12 protein-coding genes are annotated in these 20972 nt (G+C 42.7%); 9 read left to right on the top strand and 3 right to left on the bottom strand.

Going from position 1 to position 20972, the window contains the following annotated elements; translation table 11 throughout:
* Positions 1–662 precede the first annotated feature (662 nt).
* The 8 genes from NG798_RS25010 to drmC all read left to right on the top strand — a co-directional run bounded on the left by NG798_RS25010 (position 663) and on the right by drmC (position 18048).
* Positions 663–1094: an EVE domain-containing protein gene (locus tag NG798_RS25010; RefSeq protein WP_261226439.1), complete on the top strand. Its 432-nt coding sequence runs from the start codon at positions 663–665 to the stop codon at positions 1092–1094.
* A gap of 40 nt (positions 1095–1134) precedes the next feature.
* Positions 1135–4284 (top strand): DISARM system SNF2-like helicase DrmD, encoded by a 3150-nt coding sequence (gene drmD / locus NG798_RS25005; protein ID WP_261226438.1) that lies wholly within the window; start codon positions 1135–1137, stop codon positions 4282–4284.
* A 203-nt stretch (positions 4285–4487) separates the two neighbouring features.
* The gene (locus NG798_RS25000; protein ID WP_261226437.1) at positions 4488–8660 is read left to right on the top strand and encodes an Eco57I restriction-modification methylase domain-containing protein; all 4173 of its coding nucleotides are present in this window, start codon (positions 4488–4490) and stop codon (positions 8658–8660) included.
* An 18-nt stretch (positions 8661–8678) separates the two neighbouring features.
* Positions 8679–9221 carry an endonuclease domain-containing protein gene (locus NG798_RS24995; protein ID WP_261226436.1) on the top strand — a complete coding sequence of 181 codons (543 nt, stop codon included), beginning with the start codon at positions 8679–8681 and terminating at the stop codon, positions 9219–9221.
* Positions 9222–9278: 57 nt separating this feature from the next.
* Positions 9279–11372, top strand: a complete 2094-nt coding sequence (locus NG798_RS24990) for a UvrD-helicase domain-containing protein (RefSeq protein WP_261226435.1) — start codon at positions 9279–9281, stop codon at positions 11370–11372.
* Positions 11369–15328 carry a DISARM system helicase DrmA gene (gene drmA / locus NG798_RS24985; protein ID WP_261226434.1) on the top strand — a complete coding sequence of 1320 codons (3960 nt, stop codon included), beginning with the start codon at positions 11369–11371 and terminating at the stop codon, positions 15326–15328. The genes NG798_RS24990 and drmA overlap by 4 nt, the downstream gene beginning before the upstream one ends.
* A 27-nt stretch (positions 15329–15355) precedes the next feature.
* The gene (gene drmB / locus NG798_RS24980; protein ID WP_261226433.1) at positions 15356–17236 is read left to right on the top strand and encodes a DUF1998 domain-containing protein; all 1881 of its coding nucleotides are present in this window, start codon (positions 15356–15358) and stop codon (positions 17234–17236) included.
* Complete coding sequence (gene drmC, locus NG798_RS24975) at positions 17236–18048, top strand: DISARM system phospholipase D-like protein DrmC (RefSeq protein WP_261226432.1); 813 nt, start codon at positions 17236–17238, stop codon at positions 18046–18048. The genes drmB and drmC overlap by 1 nt, the downstream gene beginning before the upstream one ends.
* A gap of 58 nt (positions 18049–18106) precedes the next feature.
* Here drmC and NG798_RS24970 read toward each other — a convergent pair whose 3' ends face one another.
* The 3 genes from NG798_RS24970 to NG798_RS24960 form a co-directional block, all read right to left on the bottom strand.
* The gene (locus tag NG798_RS24970; RefSeq protein ID WP_261226431.1) at positions 18107–18928 is read right to left on the bottom strand and encodes a hypothetical protein; all 822 of its coding nucleotides are present in this window, start codon (positions 18926–18928) and stop codon (positions 18107–18109) included.
* Positions 18894–19751, bottom strand: coding sequence for a hypothetical protein (locus tag NG798_RS24965; RefSeq protein WP_261226430.1), 858 nt, complete (start codon positions 19749–19751; stop codon positions 18894–18896). Before NG798_RS24965 ends, NG798_RS24970 begins: the two co-directional genes overlap by 35 nt.
* Before the next feature lie 234 nt (positions 19752–19985).
* On the bottom strand, positions 19986–20249 hold the full coding sequence (locus NG798_RS24960) for a hypothetical protein (protein ID WP_261226429.1): 264 nt from the start codon (positions 20247–20249) through the stop codon (positions 19986–19988).
* Positions 20250–20788: 539 nt separating this feature from the next.
* Here NG798_RS24960 and NG798_RS24955 point away from each other — a divergent pair.
* Positions 20789–20972, top strand: a 184-nt coding sequence (locus NG798_RS24955) for a hypothetical protein (RefSeq protein ID WP_261226428.1), incomplete at its 3' end; no start/stop codon positions are given.

The raw sequence follows: 20972 nt of genomic DNA, 5'->3' as shown, positions 1-20972 counted from the left end.
TATCTGTTTATCGATATCCTTCTTCAATAGTTCGCACCATTGTTCAAAAGCAAACTTTAATGATACCTCTAATCCTATTTCGAGTTTACGACGTTCTGAATCCATAGTATAACCTCCTTAAGTTCCTTCAAATATAAACCAAGTTTATCATAACTTGTAAAACTCTTGGATTTGACAGGGTGAGAAAAAAGCAAAAAGGACTAGGTTTTGCATTAGAACCAAGAGCAGTAAAAATATAAGGGTTTTAATTTTGAACAAGAACGTAGAAAACAGATTAGATTAATTCTATGAGACGCACCACTTCAGGGCGATAAAATACCCCTTAAATCCTGATATTTTAGTTATTGATAGTGTTATTAGACTTTCCTAGACAAATCAGTATAAAAAATTTAAATTTCCTGTTTCCACAAGTACAGATGTCCGGTAAAGGTAACTTTTCTACAAGATTAGACTGCATTATTTCAAATAATTACTAAACCGGCCAGATACTTTGCATTGACAAAAAGTTTTGAGGATTGCCCAAAAAGCAGAGATTATCCAGATTCCCTTACCCAATGTGTCAAAACTCAAAACCTAAACGGGTTCCCTTCTAAACTAGGAGCGGTAACTTAGCTATAATTACCCCAAACAGCAGTACCAGCTTATTGTGCCGGTGAAAACGAGTGAAATATTGGTTATTTCAAGCAAATCCTAAATATTATCGGCTGGGGGACGCCATCCGCGATTCTGAGCAAATGCCTTGGCTGGTTACACGCTATGTCAACGAGATGACCGTTGGGGATGGGGTATTGATTTGGCAGGCGGGAGAGAAAGCTGGAATTTATGCCACTGCCGAAATTATCGAACAGCCGAAAATGGTGGATAAGCAACCGGATATCGACTATTGGCTGGACAAAAGCCGGTTGGGTAGCAAACCTCAAGCAACCATTCGCTTTACGAAAAAATTGTTAGACGCACCCTTATTAAGGGAAAATTTAAAACAAGACCCAATACTGAAGAGCTTATCTGTGATTCGTCAGCCAAACGCTACTAATTACAAGGTTACTCCCCAGGAATGGCAGCAGATCCATGAAATAATTAACTCAGCCATTTAACATTTAATCTTCATCCATATCTAAACTTTTACAAAAAATTATGAGTTTTACTAGAGCAGTACCAGAACTGGGCCAATTAGTAAAAGTGCGTTCACGCCAATATGTAGTAACCGACATTCGCCCCAGTGCTATACCGGCTAACCCACTGGTAAGAGGAACAGACCGGCCTGAAAATCTAGTTACACTTTCCTCTATAGAAGATGACGCCTTGGGGGAAGAATTACAAGTAGTCTGGGAATTAGAGCCAGAAGCATCTGTTAGGGAACGGATGGAACTACCGCAACCTACCGGCTTTGATGAACCGGCCAAATTAGACGCTTTTTTAGATGCAGTACGCTGGGGCGCCGCTTCAACAGCCGATATTCGCACTCTCCAATCTCCTTTTCGCAGCGGTATAGACATCGAAGATTATCAACTTGACCCCGTTGTTCGTGCCATTCAAATGCCCCGTGTTAACTTATTAATTGCAGATGACGTAGGATTAGGAAAAACCATTGAAGCCGGCCTAGTAGCCCAAGAATTAACCATCCGTCATCGTTGCCGGCGCATCTTAATTATCTGCCCTTCAGCATTACAAATTCAATGGCGCGACCAAATGCGAGATAAATTTGGTTTAGATTTTCGGATTGTTGATAGTAACTTAATGAAAGAGTTACGACGTTCTCGCGGTATCCATGTCAATCCTTGGCAACATTTCCCCAGATTAATTACCTCAATCGATTTTATCAAACGCGACCGGCCCCTGCGACTATTCCGCGAACTCCTACCCGCTGAAGGTGAACCCCTCTATCCACGTCGTTTTGATTTGCTAATAGTAGATGAAGCGCACAACGTCGCACCATCAGGTGGCGGAAAATATGCAGTTGATTCCCTACGAACAGCCACCATTAGATTATTAGTTCCTCATTTTGAACACAAGCTATTTTTAACAGCAACTCCCCATAACGGTTATCCCGAAAGTTTCACCGCCTTATTAGAATTACTAGACTCACAACGATTTGCGAGAGGAGTCTCTCCAGATCATAAACAACTACAAGTTGTCATGGTACGCCGGCTGAAACAGGAAATGCAAAATTGGGATGGTTCGCCTTTATTTCCAGTGCGGAAACTAGAACCCATTTTAGTGGATTACCCCACCGCCGAACGCAGAGCACACACAGCTTTAAAACGTTATACCGAATTGCGCTGTAAAGGCGTGGCAGATAATACCGAAAAATATGCCACTGAATTTGTTTTAAAACTTTTAAAAAAACGTTTATTTTCTTCACCAGAAGCCTTTGCAACTACCTTAGCCCAGCACGAACAATCTTTAACTAATGCCCGCCGGCGCACTACCACTTTATCACGGCCAACTGAAGGAATTTTACGCCGGCAATTAGAACAAGTCGAAGAAGAATTTGCAGATGATGCAATTTACGAAGAAACAACCGATGAAGCCATTACAAACACTAGCCGGTTATTTCGCCAACTTTCGGGGGAAGAACAACAACTATTACAAGAAATGCGACAATGGGCTGATGATGCAGCTAAACGACCAGATGCCAAAGCCAAAGAGTTATTAAACTGGATTTTTACTCATATTAAACCGGATGGTAAATGGTCAAATGAGCGCGTAATTATATTCACCGAATATCGGGCTACCCAAAAATGGCTGTATAACTTATTGGCAGCAGAAAAACTGGTAGAGGGGGAAAGATTGATGACCCTTTATGGTGGGATGGCTTCGGAAGATAGAGAAAAAGTAAAAGCTGCTTTCCAAGCTAACCCAGATATTTCCCCAGTGCGAATTCTACTAGCAACGGATGCAGCATCTGAAGGGTTAGATTTACAAAATTATTGCTCAAAATTAATACATTATGAAATTCCCTGGAACCCCAACCGGATGGAACAGCGGAATGGAAGAATTGACCGGCACGGACAAAAAGCCAACGAAGTTTTAGTATATCATTTTGTCGGTAAAAATTATCAACAAAATTCAGTATCAGGAGCTAAACCCGGAGAATTAGAAGGTGATTTAGAATTCTTGATGCGGGCGGCATTAAAAGTTAATAATATTAGAGAAGATTTAGGTAAAGTTGGGCCGGTAATTGCTCAACAAGTAGAAGAAGCGATGTTAGGATATCGGGCTACTTTGGATACTAGCAAAGCAGAAGGAGAATCGGAACCTGTACGTCGGATGTTAAAATTTGAGCGGAAGGTGAGAGAACAAATTGATAAATTGCGGGAACAGTTAAACGAAACTCGGCAGAATTTACGGTTAACGCCTGATAATATTGAAACCGTAGTAAAAATTGGATTGGAATTAGCAGAACAGCCACCATTAATCGAAGCTGAAATAAAAGATTTAGGGGGGAAAGCCTTTTATTTACCACCATTAAAAAGCAGTTGGGCTGTGTGTAGTGAAGGGTTAGCCCATCCTCATACAAAAGAAATTCGACCGATTGTTTTTGATCCAGAATTATCCCAAGGGCGCGATGATTTAGTATTAGCCCATTTGAATCATCGTTTAGTACAAATGTGTTTACGTTTGCTACGGGCAGAAGTTTGGGCTGGGGGTGAAAAGAAAGGTTTACATCGTGTGACTGCGAGGGTAGTTTCTGGAAATTCTGGCTTGGAAACACCGGCGGTAGTAGCCTATGGCCGATTGGTGATTTTAGGTAGTGATCAACAGCGTTTACATGAAGAAGTAATTACAGCCGGTGGAGTGCTAAAAGATGGTAAATTCACTCGTCTAAAAGTTATGCAATTACAAGTAGCTTTAAGTGCAGTATTACCAAAAGAAGCGCCGGATAATATTAAGCAAAAATTAGCAAATATTTGGCCAAATTATGCTGAGGATTTACTGAAAAGCTTGCAGGCGCGGATGAATGACAGAACTGCGAGTTTACAACGAGATTTACAAAATCGTGCTGATAAAGAAGTTGCGGATATTACAGCGATTTTAACTGAATTACAGCGCAGTATTGAGCAAGAATTGAAGCAACCAGAATTTAAGCAATTGGAATTATTTAATACTGACGAAAAAGCACAATTTGAGCGAAATGTCAACAGCTTAAAATTAAGAATTGAACAGATACCAGGCGAAATTGAACAGGAAACAGCAGCTATTCGTTCTCGATTTGCCAACCCAACACCCCAACTGTTTCCTTTAGCAGTAACTTACTTAATTCCCCAAAAGCTTATCAAATAAATTATCATCAAAAAACTCGCGGATCACCTTAAAGCAATTTATGGAGTAATTACCATTGGCACAATTTGGCAGTTTTTAAAATTAGAGTCCAAAACCATATCCATCGATCTCAGTGAATACTATATTAAAGATATCAATAAAATTCTAGGTATCTTAGTTAACGCCATTCGCCCACAATAAAACCTTACTCCCCACCCCGTACCATGTCTACCGCACGCCACCACGCCGAATGGTTATCCCTCGTTGAAGCTTCCGGCCCCTTTTTAAGTTTACCCGTTTTGCTGAAAGTCTTTCCCAGTGGCTTAGATGCCCATGACCCAGAACACTTGAAGCTGTTACGGTTAGCTTATCAAGAATGGCAGGATAATCAATTTGGGGCGCGTCCTGAAAAAGCGATACATCGGGCTTGGGTGGAGTTTGTGTTGGGGCAGAGTTTGGAATTGCCGGATGAGGTATTGTTAGAAGGGCAGCGTATCCCCCCCGGCTTGCAAGTAAGCGTTGCAGAACATGGCGAAACCCTCCGTCCTGATTGGGTAATTGTAAATCCTCAAGGCACAGCAGACGCCGGCAAACCTCGGTTATTAGTTCAAATTGTACCGGCTCAACAGGATTTAGAGAAACCTTTGGCGGGACAACGTTGGAAAGCCAGCCCTGCTACTCGGATGATGGAATTATTGCACGCGGGTAATGTGCGGTTGGGGCTGGTGACAAATGGCGAACATTGGATGCTGGTGAATGCGCCGCGTGGGGAAACAACCGGCTTTATTTCTTGGTACGCAACGCTTTGGTTAGAAGAACATTTGACGCTGCGGGCGTTTCGGAGTTTGTTGGGAGTGCGGCGGTTTTTTGGTGTCAATGACTCCGAAACGCTGGAAACCATGCTCTCCCAGAGTATCACTGACCAACAGGAAGTTACAGACCAACTTGGGTATCAGGTACGGCGGGCTGTAGAAGTGTTGGTACAGGCTTTAGATCGTATTGATCAAGATAGAAATCGCAGTCTTTTAAAGAATATCTCGGAAACTCAGCTTTATGAAGCGGCGCTAACCGTGATGATGCGGTTGGTGTTTTTGTTTGCGGCTGAGGAACGCAAGTTAATTCCTTCGGCGGGGGGAGAAACTCTTTATAACGATAATTATGCCGTTTCTACGATTGCGGCTAAGTTACGCAGCGATGCGGATAAGTTTGGTGAGGAGGTGTTGGAACGTCGCAGCGATGCTTGGTGCCGGTTGTTGGCGACATTTCGGGCCGTTTTTGGGGGAATTCGCCATGATTTGTTGGATATTCCCGCCTATGGGGGAAGTTTATTTGACCCCGATAGATTCCCATTTTTAGAAGGAAGGGCACCGGCTACCGACTGGAAAAGTACGGCTGCTGAACCCATTCCAGTGAATAATCGGATTGTGTTGCATTTGTTGGAAGCTTTGCAAGTTTTGCAAATTCGCGTCGGGGGAAGTTTGGAACCTCGCCGTCTTTCGTTTCGGGCGTTGGATATTGAACAAATTGGTCATGTTTACGAGGGTTTACTTGACCATACCGCAGTTCGGGCGAGTGCGCCGATTTTGGGTTTAATTGGTACGCGGGAACGGGAACCGGAAGTAGCGCTGGCGGAATTGGAGGGGCTGCAAGCCCTGGGTGAGGAATATTTGGTCAAAGCGCTCAAAGAACAGTCGAATAAAACCCCTGCTGCTTTAAAGAAGGCGCTCTCAGCAGAGATTTTACCCCGGATGCAGGAGCGTTTGCGGGTGGCTTGTAATAATGATGAGGAGTTGTATCAGCGGGTTTTGCCGTTTGCCGGTTTGATTCGGTTGGATACTTTGGAATATCCGGTTGTGATTCCGACGGGTAGCGTTTATGTGACTCAAGGTTCTAATCGGCGGGAAACCGGCACCCATTACACGCCGCGTAGTTTGACGGAACCAATTGTGCAATATACCCTCGAACCTTTGGTTTATGAAGGGGTGGCTGAGGGGAAACCAAAATCTGAATGGCGGCTGAAATCTGCTAAGGATTTATTAAAGCTAAAAGTCTGCGATATGGCGATGGGAAGTGGGGCGTTTTTGGTGCAGACTTGTCGTTATTTGGCAGAACGTTTAGTGGAGGCGTGGGAAACAGCAGAACGGGAAAATCCGGGTAAGGTTGTGATTGCACCAGAGGGGACTTTATCTCAGTTTCGTCCTGATGAATGTCCGATACCTAAAGATAATGACGAACGGTTAACGGTGGCGCGGCGCATTGTGGCGGAACGCTGTCTTTATGGTGTTGATAAAAATCCTTTGGCGGCGGAGATGGCGAAGTTATCTTTGTGGTTGATTACTTTGGCTAAGGGGCGACCGTTTACGTTTTTGAATCATGCTTTGAAATGGGGTGATTCGCTGTTGGGAGTGACGGATGCCCAGCAAATTGAGTTTTTTAATCTTAACCCGAAAGAGGGAAATCAATTATCGATTATTTCGGCAGTTTGCAGACCTTTGTTAGAGGAGGCGATTGCTAAACGGCAAGAGTTAGAAGGGTTTTCGGTTAATGATATTCGGGATTTGCAGCGGAAGGATGAGTTATTAAGGGAAGCGGAAAAGGCTTTAAATCAAGTGCGGTTTATTGGGGATTTGCTGGTTGGGGAAGCTTTGATGCAAGCGGGGAAAACGGGGGATTTGGTGGTTGAGGATTTGGGTGTTTTGTCTCAGCAGGTGGCGGGTGTTTTTGCGATAGAAGGTGAGGAAAGACAGCGGGAAATTAAGGTTTACTATGATAAGAGCGAAAGAATGTTAAATATTGGAAAACCTAAAGAACAACCGCCTAGGAAAACTTTTCATTGGGCGTTGGAGTTTCCAGAGGTGTTTTTAATTGGAAGTTCTGAGAAAGCCGGTTTTGATGCGTTGGTGGGAAATCCTCCGTTTCAGGGAGGGCAAAAAATTACAGGTGTTTTAGGGACAGATTATCGAGATTTTTTAGTAGAAAAAATTGCTAATGGAAAAAGAGGAAGTGCTGATTTATGTGCTTACTTTTTCTTAAGGGCGCAACAGTTACTTAATTCTCGGGGTGGGTTTGGTTTAGTTGCTACAAATACAATTGCCCAAGGTGATACTCGTGAGGTTGGTTTAGATCAATTAGTTGCTAATAACTGTGTGATTTCTCGTGCTGTTCCTAGTCGTAAATGGGAGGGTTCTGCTAGTTTAGAAGTGGCTCATGTTTGGCTAATTAAAGGAAATTGGCAGGCTGAGTTTATTTTAGATGAAAAGCCGGTTGAGGGAATTACTGCATTTTTGACAACGCCGGGTAAAATCTTAGGGAATCCTTATCGTTTATTAGGTAGCCAAAGTAAATCTTTTAAGGGAACAGAAGTTCATGGTATGGGTTTTGTTTTGACTCCAGAGGAAGCACGAGTCTTGATTGAAAAAGATCCTCGCAATAAAGATGTTTTATTTCCTTATTTGAATGGCGAGGATTTGAATTCTCGCCCAGATCAATCTCCGAGTCGTTGGGTGATTAATTTTAAGGATTGGCCTTTGAATGCTGAGTATGATGATCCGAAAAATCCAAAGGGTAGACCTTATGCTGTTGATTATCCTGATTGTTTAGAAATTGTAGAAAAAAAAGTTAAGCCAGAGAGAGATGAGAAAGCAAAAGGTAATTCTACAGATCGTGATGTAGCCAAACGTTGGTGGCAATTTAAAAGACCAACGACAGAACTATATGATGTGATGGCAGATAAAACAAAAGTTTTAACTACTGCTAGAGTGAGTCCAAGTAATGCTGTAGATTGGCTTACAACAGGGATAATTTTTAGTGAAAAACTTATTTTATTTCCAGATGATTCTAATTATATTTTTACAATTATGCAAAGTAGTTTCCACTGGGAATGGGCACGACAATATACTTCAACTCTTGGCGGTACAACTTTAAATTACTCACCTTCAGATGTCTTTGAAACCTTCCCTTTTCCCCCATCAATTTCAAACCTAGAAGAAATAGGCGAAAAATATTACACCCACCGGCAAAGCATTATGCAAACACGCCAAGAAGGATTAACCAAAACCTACAACCGCTTCCACAACCCCGAAGAAACCGCCGCCGATATTGAACAACTGCGTTCATTACACATAGAAATGGATAACGCCGTCGCCGCCGCCTACGGTTGGCAAGACATAGACTTAGGGCATGATTTCCACCAAACTAAACAAGGATTGCGCTTCACCATCAGCGAAACCGCACGCCGGGAAGTGCTAGATAGACTTTTGCTGCTGAATCACGAACGTTACGCCGAAGAAGTCGCCCAAGGGTTGCACGATAAAGGGAAGAAAAAGGGGAAGGCAAGCCCTAGGAAAAAAGCTAGTGTAGAACCAGAAACTCAGTATGAACAAATTTCTCTGTTTTAAACAAAAATCCTAATTGATATGTCAAATTCCCCATCATCTCAAAGCCCTGGGAACCCTCACCCAAACCCTCTCCCTCAGCCTAACAACCCTCTCCCCAGCCCTCTCCCAGAGGGAGAGGGAGTAAGAGGAGTCGAATTCCAGTCCCCCCTCTCCCAAGGGGAGAGGGGGCTAGGGGGAGAGGGCGAAATCTCCAAACTCGCTGGAAAGAACCGGCGCATCCCAGAAGCACTACTCCAACGCGCCAGAGAACTCCGCAAACAACAAACTCCCGCAGAAAAACTCCTCTGGCAATGTCTGCGAAATCGACAATTACTAAACGCAAAATTTCGCAGACAGCACAATATTGATCGCTTCATTGCTGATTTCTACTGTCACGAAGCAAGACTTGTTATTGAAGTAGACGGCAGCATTCACGAAACTCGAAAAACAGAAGATTCAATCCGCGATGATTGGATGCAACAACATGGTTTTACAGTGCTGCGATTTACCAATCAAGAGGTAGTGAACGAGACAGAAAACGTACTATATGCTATTGCAGCCACCCTCCAAAGCAATACATAAAAAGATGTCGATTCAATACTAACATTATCCTATTTTTTCCAATTTTTATAAAATAAAATGCCCTTTGAACTCATCCATAAACCAACTTTCACAAATCAGCTATTCGCTATTCCAAAAGAGCGGATTTTGCAGATTTTAGAGAAAATTGAAGTCCTACGAGATGATCCTAAACCTCACGGTAATTTAAAGAAAAAACTGCACGGCTACAAAGGGGATGTTTACCGCTTGCGTTCTGGAGACTACCGCATCATCTACACCTACGGCGATAAATGGGTGGCCCTCTTAGGCGTAGATGCCCGTAAAGACGTTTATAAAGGCAGCAAACTCGTTGCCGAAACAAACCCCCTTGATGTCAGCAACTTACCCGACTTGTCAGATGTCCTAACACCCAACGCTACCCCCACCCCTCAACCTCAAAACGCTTCAAAAGAAATCCTGCTACCCGTCCAACTCACCGAAGAATTACTGACTCGATTACTCGTACCTAACGAATATTTTCCTATTCTTCTCTCCTGTCGCACCCTGGATGAGCTATTATCCGTTGATATTCCTTCCCTATTAATTGAGCGGATTTTTGACTGCATTACCTCCCCCAACTTTGACCGCGTACTAGACCAACCCAGCTTTGTTACAGGTAACACCGGCGACTTGCTACGCTTCACAGAAGGCGAACTGTTAGGCTTTTTGCTCAAACTCAACCCCGAACAGGAAAAATTTGTCACCTGGGCACTCAACGCCTCTGGCCCTACTTTACTCAAAGGCGGGCCCGGTACAGGAAAAAGCACCGTCGCCCTCTATCGCGTCCAAGCCTTAATTGAAATCCTCAAAAAAAGCGGTGTCAGCGAACCCAAAATTTTATTTACCACCTACACTAACGCCCTGATTGCCTACAGCGAACAACTGCTACAAAGCTTATTAGGTGAAGATGCCCGATATGTCGAAGTCAAAACCGCCGATAAAGTGGCCTGGGAATTACTTTCTCACAACCCCAACAACCTCAAACCCGCCGAATCTGGGCAACTACGAACATTAATCAAACAAATCTTACCCCATGCAATCGCCACCTTAGAAGGCAACACATTTCAATGTCAAGCGCAAACCCAAACCCTACAACGCCTGACTATAGACTACTTACTGGAAGAAATTGGCACAGTCATCGAAGGAAGGGGAATCAAAACCTTAAACGGCTACCAAACAACTCCCAGAACCGGACGAGCAATCGCTCTTAATAAATTACAACGGCAAGCCATCTGGCATCTACGCCAACACTTATATCAAAAGCTGGCTGATGCGGGGCTGGAAACCTGGCATCAACTGCGGAGTCGGGCTGTGGAATGCCTGCAAACCCTAAAAAATCCCCCCATCTATGATGCCGTCCTCATCGATGAAACTCAAGACCTCGAACCCAACGCCCTACGCTTGCTTATCGGGCTGTGTCGCGCCCCTAACCGCCTGTTTGTTACAGCAGATGCCAACCAATCCATCTACGGCAGCAGTTTTCGTTGGAGTGACGTGCATCAAGACTTAAAATTTGCCGGTCGCACCGGCATCCTATACCTCAACCACCGTACCACGAAAGAAATCAGCGAAGCCGCCCACAATTATCTGGCCAATGGCATCCTAGAAGATGAAATTATCGAACGCGCCTACGTTCACACCGGCCCACCCCCAGCCGTCCGCAGCGTAAGCAACCGCTATGATGAAGGCGAACTGGTAAAGCAGTTTTGTCAAGCAGCCGCCCACGAGTTCCGCTTAGGTATTCATGCCTGCGCCGTCCTCACCCCTACCGAACGCGCCGGGAAAAAACTTGCCGAACAACTCAATTATCTGGGTTTAAAGGCAGACTTTATGAGTAGTCGAGAGTTAGATTTAAACAGGCAGGGAGTCAAAGTCTTAACACTCAAATCTGCCAAGGGACTCGAATTTCCGATTACTGTTATTGCCGGTTTTCTGGATGCTCCTTATCCTACAATTCCCAAAGGTACCCCAGAAGAGGAAATTGCAGAACTCCTGGCCCGCGAACGCCGCACTTTATTTGTGGGCATGACGAGAGCAATGCGAGCACTACTGGTAATTGTCCCCCAACAAACCCCCTCTCCACTGCTGCAAAACTTCAACCCTGACTTGTGGAATTTAGGTACAACGGCATGAACATTCTTCAACTTCCTTCTATCCTTCCCGGCGACTTAGACTTAGCAGCCATTAACCAACAATTGCGCGAACGGACTGCTCAATTAGATTGGAGTGCCGTTGTGTCCGCCCCAGAAGCACACCTCGCTATTCTGTTAGAAGGGTTAAAACTGGATCAAGATGCTGATGTGCTGGACTTGGAAGACAGCACGATGTCTGAAACCATTGCTCTGAGGGTAGTTGAGGTTCTGCAAAACACCAAACCCAAAACAAAGAAATCCTCTTCTCAACCAAAGCCTGCATCTCCGGTAACACCGGCAGTTTGGAAACAAAGCCCTCCGCCAGAACCACCACTCGTAACATCAGAAGCGCCAGAAACAGAGGAACCAGCCAGCGTTTCAGAAATAGTGCCGGTTGTTTCCTCAGCCGCCACTGAAAAAGCCGAAAAGTCATTAAAATTAGCGATAACAGAAAGTAATTCCCAGCCAATTTTAGAACGGTCAAATTATTATCGAATTCGGGAAAATTTAGAACAAGCAATATTAGATGATTTATTGGGGCCGGCGGGGGGAGAATATGAAGAAATAGACGAAATGCGAGTCAGCGACCGCTATCTTGTTGGACTCCTCGCACCAACAGATCGCCGCATTAGACCCGAAGAATTAGAAGAAACACGCGAACAAATAGACGAATTAGCAGTAGCAGGTAGCGGTACAGCAGAAGAGGGAACTACAGAAAATAGCATTCCCCCTGCTGAAAAAATGTTTCCCTCTTCAATGGGAATGACTTTTTGTGTAGATGGAACTGCCAAAGCAATTAAAATAAAAGCCGGTTGGGGACAGTATGAACGCATTGCCAGCGAAACAATTTTCAAAGAAGATGGTAAAAGTCCTAAAACTGTCTGGAAACGTACCCCAATTAGCGGGGTTTCTAATCCCATTCTTCTCAAAGCAGGAAATATTCCCGCTTGGATAATTCACCCCGACTATGAAAAAGTGATTGTCTCAGGACAAATTCGTAAACAGGGTAATGATTGGATTGTTACTTTATTCTTAATAAATGGACAACAAGAACCAGATAGATTAGTAGATAAAGCGTGGTTATTTCAACCCCAACTCATTGTAGAATCTGCCGATAACTATCAACCGGACATCTTCATTAAAAGGCGACAAAATCGCCAACTGGGTAAACTTGACCCCGCCTTATTTGCAGAAGAACAAGCAATGGCGATGCTGTACCGTAACTGTGTAGAATTCGCTGTTGGACATGGTACAGGAGTGCACACCGAAACTCTACCCGAAAATCCCCATCGCGCCATCCGCCTTTCTACTAAAGTCGTTCCCGCTTACGAAGTTCCCCAAACAACACCGCCAAAAGTTGAAGAAATACCCGGACTGGCGGGGTTAGTTTTAGATATGAAACAATTGGCAGAAATTCCTGATTTATCAACGGCTTTAGGTTCTTTAACTACTGCTTACACAGAATGGATTTCTCAACAAACTGCTACAATTTCTGACCCTGCCTCTGGTTTAGCAGAATATCAGGATGCAGCAAAAACAGCAATGGAAAATTGTGAGATTGCTTTGCAACGCATTCAAGCAGGAATTGATTTATTACAAACCGATAACAACGCCGCCGAAGCTTTCCGTTTTATGAACCGCGCCATGTGGCAACAACGGATACACTCAATTTATGCTGAAAATAAACGGCGCGGTGATAGCGATAAAATAGAGGAAATTGATATCCCCAAAAATCGCACCTGGCGACCTTTTCAATTAGCTTTTATTTTACTTAATCTTCCCAGTATTACCCAATTAGATCATAGAGATAGATGTCACCCAACAGAAGCAATTGCCGATTTACTGTGGTTCCCCACCGGCGGCGGTAAAACTGAAGCATATCTGGGATTAACAGCCTACACTATTGGTTTGAGAAGATTGCAAGGAACAATTGCTGGTCGTTCTGGGGAGGCCGGTGTTGCCGTTCTGATGCGCTATACCCTCCGCTTATTAACATTACAACAATTCCAACGCGCCACAGCTTTAATTTGTGCGTGTGAAGAAATTCGCCGTCAAGATGAGCAAAAATGGGGAAAAGAACCTTTCCGAATTGGGTTATGGGTGGGAATGAAAACTACTCCCAATCGTACAGAACAAAGCGAAGAAATTCTTAAACAAAAATTCGGACAATATCAACCAAGTAGCAGCGGTTCTCCCCATCAATTAACAAATTGTCCTTGGTGTGGTTCTAACATTGACCCTGGCAAACAACATATTAAAGTTGAATCTTTCGCCAAAGGACAAGGACGCACTTTAATTTACTGCGGTGATGCTTTAGGAAGATGTTTATTTACCCAAAAACAGTCACCGACAGAAGGTTTACCGATTGTCGTTGTAGATGAAGAAATTTATCGCCGATTGCCAACTTTATTGATTGCAACTGTTGACAAATTTGCCCAAATGCCCTGGAATGGTGCAGTGCAAATGCTATTTGGAAAAGTAGACGGATACTGCACTCGTCACGGTTTCCGTTCCCCTGAAATAGAGGATTCTGACTCACATCCAGCTAAACACGGGCTTCCCACCGCTAAAACAATTCCTACTAATTTTTTACGACCGCCTGATTTAATTATTCAAGATGAATTACACTTAATTAGTGGCCCTTTAGGTACTCTTGTCGGACTGTATGAAACAGCAGTTGATAAATTAGCTTCTTGGGAAGTGAATGGTAAAATCGTCCGTCCCAAGGTAATAGCTTCTACTGCAACAATTCGACAAGCGCGTGACCAAGTGCATAACCTATTTTTGCGGCAAGTGCAAGTTTTTCCACCTCAAGGATTAAATATCACAGACAACTTTTTCTCTCGCCAACGTGTTCCTTCAGCAAATTCTCCAGGTCGGCGCTATTTAGGCATTTGTGCCACAGGAAGGCGATTAAAAGCAGCATTAATTCGGGTTTATACAGCAGTGTTAGCAGCATCGCAAGATTTATTTGAAAAAAAAGGAGATATTGTTGATCCTTGGATGACTTTAGTCGGTTATTTTAATTCAATGCGGGAACTGGGAGGAACCCGGCGTTTAGTTGATGACGATATCCAATCTCGGTTAGGAAAAACAGACCAAAGAGGTTTAGCAAAACGCTTACGAATTGAAGTAGAGGAACTAACTTCTCGCAAAAATTCTACGGATATACCGATTGTATTGGATTGGTTAGAGACTCCTTTTTCTTCAGAAAAACCACAAAAAAATAATAAGCGTAAACCTTTAGATGTTTTACTCGCTACTAACATGATTTCTGTTGGTGTAGATGTAAAACGTTTAGGCGTAATGGTGGTAACAGGACAACCAAAAACTACTGCTGAATATATCCAAGCTACCTCGCGGGTAGGGCGTACTTTTCCGGGGTTAGTTTTAACAGTTTATAACTGGGCACGACCTAGAGATTTATCTCACTATGAGCAATTTGAACATTATCATGCTACCTTCTATCAGCACGTTGAAGCCCTTTCTATTACTCCTTTTGCCCCCCGCGCCGTTGATAGAGGATTAGCTGCTTTGTTGGTTTCCTTAATTCGTTTAGCCGGTAGCGAATTAAATGCCAATCATAAAGCCGGAACAATTTCCCGTGATCATCCATTTGTGCAAGCGGCTATTGATACAATTTGTAATCGGGCTTGGGCGGTAGGAGATAGCAAAACCCGTGATTTAGTTAAACAGGAATTACAAGCAAAACTCGACTATTGGTTAGAGATAGCAGGTAATCCTATTGGGGGTAGGTCTTTAAAATATCAAACTCAGAAAGATGGTCTTACCATCACATTATTAGAACAACCTGGGCAAAGCAATTGGCAACCATTTACCTGCTTAAATTCTTTACGAAATGTAGAACCAACTATTGCTCTAATTTTAGATGATCGTCTTCCCGATGATGACTATCGTCCACCCCAACCGCTTGATGAAAGTTCTCAAATTGATTAAAAAACTACCATTCTGCTTTTAATTATTATGACCACAAATCAGTTTCCATCTAAAAACAAAGTCGGTGAATTACGCCCTAGCCAAATTTTATTTTCTTCAGGCGTAGGATCGGTTGTAGATTTACCCAACCTTTCTACAATGGTAATGGGATTAGATGATTGGGATATTAACTATGCTTCGGAATTAGGAGAAGAACGGTTACTAGCAGCCGTTCGTCAAGAACTGGGAAATCAAGTTAAAAGACTGCTAACACCACCTATCGCCTCCGATACCAACAACGCAATTCCTAATCCATTTGATGAAGGTGTCAAAGTAGGAATTCCTGTTTCACCCTTCCCAACTTGGGTTTTATGTCCTCAATGCCGGTTACTTGCCCCTCTACAATCGGGGTTATTCGAGCTAAAAACAGACCGCTATCGACCTGAAAAAAATCGCTACGTTCACAGTAATTGTCCGAAAGGAAAAAATCCTCCTACTGTTATTCCTGCCAGATTTTTAGTTGCTTGTCAACACGGGCATTTAGATGATTTTCCTTGGCGCTTTTTCGTACACAAAGGTAGCACTAATTGTAATGGTCATCTCCGCCTCTACGAGTATGGGGTTTCGGGCTCTGCTACCGATATTGATGTTAGATGCGATGCTTGTAAAGCTTCTCGTCGGATGTCTGATGCTTTTGGGGAATTAGGTAAAAGAAATCTACCCCTATGTCGGGGACGTAATCCACATTTGCGTAGTTTTGATGATACAGGCTGCACCGAACAAATGAAGAGTATATTACTGGGTGCTTCAAATAGTTGGTTCCCTATAACGCTTTCTGTTCTCTCCATTCCTACCACTGTTAATCAACTCGGTCAACTGGTAGATAAACATTGGATGGTGTTAGAAAAAGCTGGCACAATTGATGTTCTTTCTGCTTTCCGCCAAATCGGGCAACTCAAAGAATTTGCTAAGTATTCAGATGCAGAAATTTGGCAATATATAGAGGATAAACGTAAAGGTTCTAGTGAAGATGATTCAATTGATGTTAAAGATATCAAATCTCCAGAATGGCAAGTTTTTTCTAAAGCTGATACGAGTTTAAATAACTCTGATTTTTGCCTAACTCCTGTCGCCCCTCCTCAAGGTTATGAATCTTATATTGAAAAAGTAGTATTAGTTGAACGGTTACGAGAAGTTCGTGCTTTAGTAGGTTTTACTAGGATTGAGTCACCTGGTGATTATGCTGAAACTGGAGAATTACCGCAGGAAAACTGGGCATCTTTAAGTCGTTCTCAGCCGACTTGGGTGCCGGCTTCTGAAGTGCGAGGGGAAGGGATTTTTATTCAATTTAAGGAACAAGCATTACAAGATTGGTTAGGGAGTACCCCGCTATTAAAAGATTACCAACAAAAAAGTTTAGAAGCCCATCGTAGTTGGCGTCGGGCGCGTTCTTTAGAACCTGATGCCAATTACCCTGGCGTTCGTTATATTTTACTGCATTCTTTCTCTCACGCATTGATGAGGCAATTGGCGATTGAATGCGGTTACACTGCTGCTAGTTTACGGGAACGCATTTACTCGAAATATCCCAATGAGGATAATGGCCCGATGGCCGGTGTTTTGCTTTATACGGCTGCACCAGATAGCGAAGGTACGCTAGGAGGGTTAGTAAGTTTAGGTGAACCTAATATTTTAGGTCGTCACATTAACCAAGCGCTAGAACAGATGCGCTTATGTGCTTCTGACCCCTTATGTGCAGAACATACTCCCTCAGCAAATACAGCTTCTTTGCATTGGGCCGCTTGCCATGCTTGTCTGTTCAGCCCTGAAACATCCTGTGAACGGGGTAATAAGTATCTGGATCGCTCTTTGTTAATTCCGACGATGAAATCTGATCTAAATGAATTAGCATTCTTCAAAGTTAATTAATGCTTTCACCTCAATTTATGGCTCAAATTCGGCGAGTTGCTTTAGAATTGCCAACGCCAACGTTGGAATCAATTACTAATGTGTTAAGTAGCTATCAAGAACTAGGGTATAGTGAGGGCCGGTTAAAAGCTGAATTATTCCAACGTTTACCTAAAGCTAGTTGGCGGCAAACAATCGCGGAACTACTGCTATTATGGCATACTGAAAACCCTAATTTAGATAGTTCTTCTTTGGCTACTGCTTTATTGACTGCTGCTTATTGTGAGCAACAAAATCAAGAAGAGTTATCGGCTGAAATAGTATGGACTGGCCCTAATGTTTCTAGTCTCCCTCTGCGTCGCACTGACCAAGTGCTACTACAATTAATCCGAGATGCTCAAGAGGATTTACTTTTAATTAGTTTCGCTGTTTATAAAGTACCAGAAATTGCGGCGGCGTTGGTAGATGCTATTAATAGAGGTGTAAATTTACGAATTATTGTAGAAACCTCGGATTCTGATAATGCTAAAATTCCTTTTGGGATTAAAACTGCTTTCGGTGCTGAAATTGTGAGTAGAGCGCAAGTATTTGTATGGCCGCACGAACAACGACCGACCGACTCAGAAGGTAGGTTTGGGTCTTTGCATATTAAGTGTTTGGTTGTAGATAGCAGCGACCTCTTTATCTCCAGTGCGAATTTAACCGAATATGCACTAGCCCTGAATATGGAAATGGGAGTGTTAGTTCATAGTAAAGAGTTGGCCGGTCAAGTAATAGAGCATATCAACGGGTTAATTTATCAAGAGATTTTAGTATTGGAAAAAATTGGATGAATATTATGAGTAGTTTGTTAGCTGCCCACCTTTTGTTCAAATTATCATCCATTTTTTGTTAATTAGAAGGAATTGCCATTTCTCTCCAATCCAAAACAGTCATCTTACGAGCATGGCCACCGTTCGGAAGTTCTATATACTCAATATTTTCCGTCCATTCCACCCACTCTGCGGTATTTTCTTCCGCATTTTCCTTCCAACCTTGAAACTTGAAATTATTAAGACGAGATGATGAAGATGTCCGCAACGCTGCATTAAAATCAACCATAGATCCAGGGAGCGCCTCCGAATAATCAACCGGCTCTAATTTTGGAACCCAAAATTTGGGCAAAGATTTTGTAAGCAACTTATGAGGTGTCGAGTGCAGCAGTTCCAAAGCAGCCTTATTAAACATAATATTCCGGTGATAGTCCATACTAACCAAGAAGCATGGTAAAGGCTGCTCAGAAATCGCCATTGCAATCCGCAACCATTCAGCAGATACGCACCCCCAAAGGAACGGCTGCTCATTAAATGAAATTAATGCTGATTTATTTAATTCTTGAGGTAAAAATGATTGCATCTTCATATCTCCTAATAGAACATTGATTAATTTAGCGTTCCTGCGCTTAGATTTGCCAGCCACAAAAAACATTCTAACTCGACCATCTGTATCTTGCCAGTAAATCTCAACACCAATTTGATTCCAAGACCAACTATAAAAGCTCAATAAGTTGTATTTATGGATATAAATAAGCTTAGCCTCATCTACCGATTCAGCCCTCACTTTAATTAAGTTGCCGCAAAAGGTTACTGTATTAAAATCCAAACCACACGCGGAAGCAAACATTTTTGCAGCCTTCTCATTAACAATGGCAAACGCCCTCGTGATGATTTCCACTTCCAAACTCCTGCTCATAAAGTTGCATTAGTTCTTCCCTACCTATAGGCAAAGCTCCTACAAGTAATCCTATCTCTTTTTCTGTTGGTTTTTCACCCAATTGTAGCGCAGTAAGACGGCTATCAACATCTGGAATAACACCTTCAAAAACGGCTCGGACGGCATCTGAATATTCGCAAATTAATTTCTGGATTTTTGTTGATGGTTTTTGAAAATTAGCTACAATCTTAGAAGAATTTTCTGTAAGGTTAGATGGTCGAAAAAAAGAATAATCTTTTTGTGGCCCCAAATAAGCAACCAATAAACGTAATAAAGCTTCTAAAAACTTTTCAGAATACTCTGTATTATTCCGTACCCGTCGTGTAAGAATTGTCTCAAAATGTACAAAGGCAGCCATTGAGTCTTCAAGGCTTAGTCCATTAGCAATTTTAGAAATTACTTCTGCTACAGATGCCGGATCTCCTACATTTATTGGTGGCAAATATAACCGCGTCCGTCGATACTCTGGAGGAACGGGTGGTAAATTATTTAAAAACTCTTCTGATGATGTCGAACCTTCTAATAAAAATTTCTCCATCATTTCCACTTCAATTCCCAACGCCTGCGCCAGACGTCTGCGAGTGCCTGCGCCTGGAAATTGCTTACCGTCCACCCAGCGATTAATGGATAAAGCTGAACCGACAGGCTCAGAATTTGGAAAACGATTCAAAAAGCGAATCAGATTTGTTCGCCTGTCATCCTGCTCCATCTGGCCATATATATGATCAATCAAAATCTTTAGACGTGCCAACTTACTGCCAATATCAGCCTTAAACTTCGGCACTTTTCATCTCCTATCTACCGCAACATCACCTCCATTCTCGCTTACCCCTTAAATTTTTACAATTTTTCGTTTTTCTTATAGTTAGTTTATAAAATTAAAATATTATTTCGTTTTTCTTTTTGAACAGAAAAACTGTTTACTTACGGCCAAAAACCTCTCTCTCAGAAAGAAAAAACTTTCGCCACAAAAAAATAAGATGTGGTTTTTAAAGACTAAAAGAGATTGTTCAAGAGATTATTTAGCTGACTGTCTACGTTTCTCCATTTGCATCAGCAAAAGCTCACCGCACTTGCGGCACAAAATAGAAATTTCTTCTTCAGACAATTCTGGCAAGATTTCTAAGTATTTCTCAAAGGTCAACTCATCCTGTAATTTTTCAGTTTCAAGCCCTTTTTTCATCAAAACCACAGCAGCGTTGCTAATTGTCCCATAGGGGTATTCAGCCAGACTAACTAGCTTATCTTTCAACTCAGAGGGAATCGTAACCGATACAGGCACAATATTTTTTCTTGCTGGTCTAGCCACTTCTGATCTCGCCCGCAAACTAAACACGATTCAATTTTAGCATTAGAAAATAAAATAAAATAAGGTAGAGCTTCCCGAACTACCCACCATCCCAGACAGCCACAGGACAATCAGCCTAAAAGCAGCAACCACACACTTACGGTGTCCCTTCACTGCATCCAAGGCAAAACTGAAGCAACGTAACCACAGGATTTGCCTCGACAACGATAATTTAGAGTGGCTCAAATAATAAAAAAGGAGTAGATAACTCCCCATTCACAAAAAAATAGCATCTCTAAGATAGCACCCTACCCCACTGTTATACAAGCCGACTCATCCAGAAGCCTGCCTAATATGCTGGTTCCTTCCCAGAAAGTGAAGCTCGCCAAATTTTGAAAAACGAAACATACCGCTCTAACTAAAATTTATTATACTGTATTATAATCTCAAGAGAAGTCTGGAAAGCTTGTGACAGGCTTTCCAGTAGGTAACTCTGCCATTCAACAAAAAAGTAGCAAACTAGGTCAACATATATGAGCAGCATTACATCCTGCGCCATCGCATTCCCAAAGGGCACGCCTGAAACCCTTATCACAGAAGCGTTAGAGAGTTTACCGTTGTTGAAGCAGCTTCTTTCAAGCAACCTAAACGTCCTCGAACTGAATGTTATCGACACCCTACTGGATCTAAAGGAGAAGCTGGGTAATAAGCTGTTCA

It is taken from the genome of Ancylothrix sp. D3o, assembly GCF_025370775.1.
In the GTDB taxonomy this organism is placed as follows: Bacteria; Cyanobacteriota; Cyanobacteriia; order Cyanobacteriales; family Oscillatoriaceae; genus Ancylothrix.
This window is presented reverse-complemented; position numbering and strand designations above follow the sequence as displayed.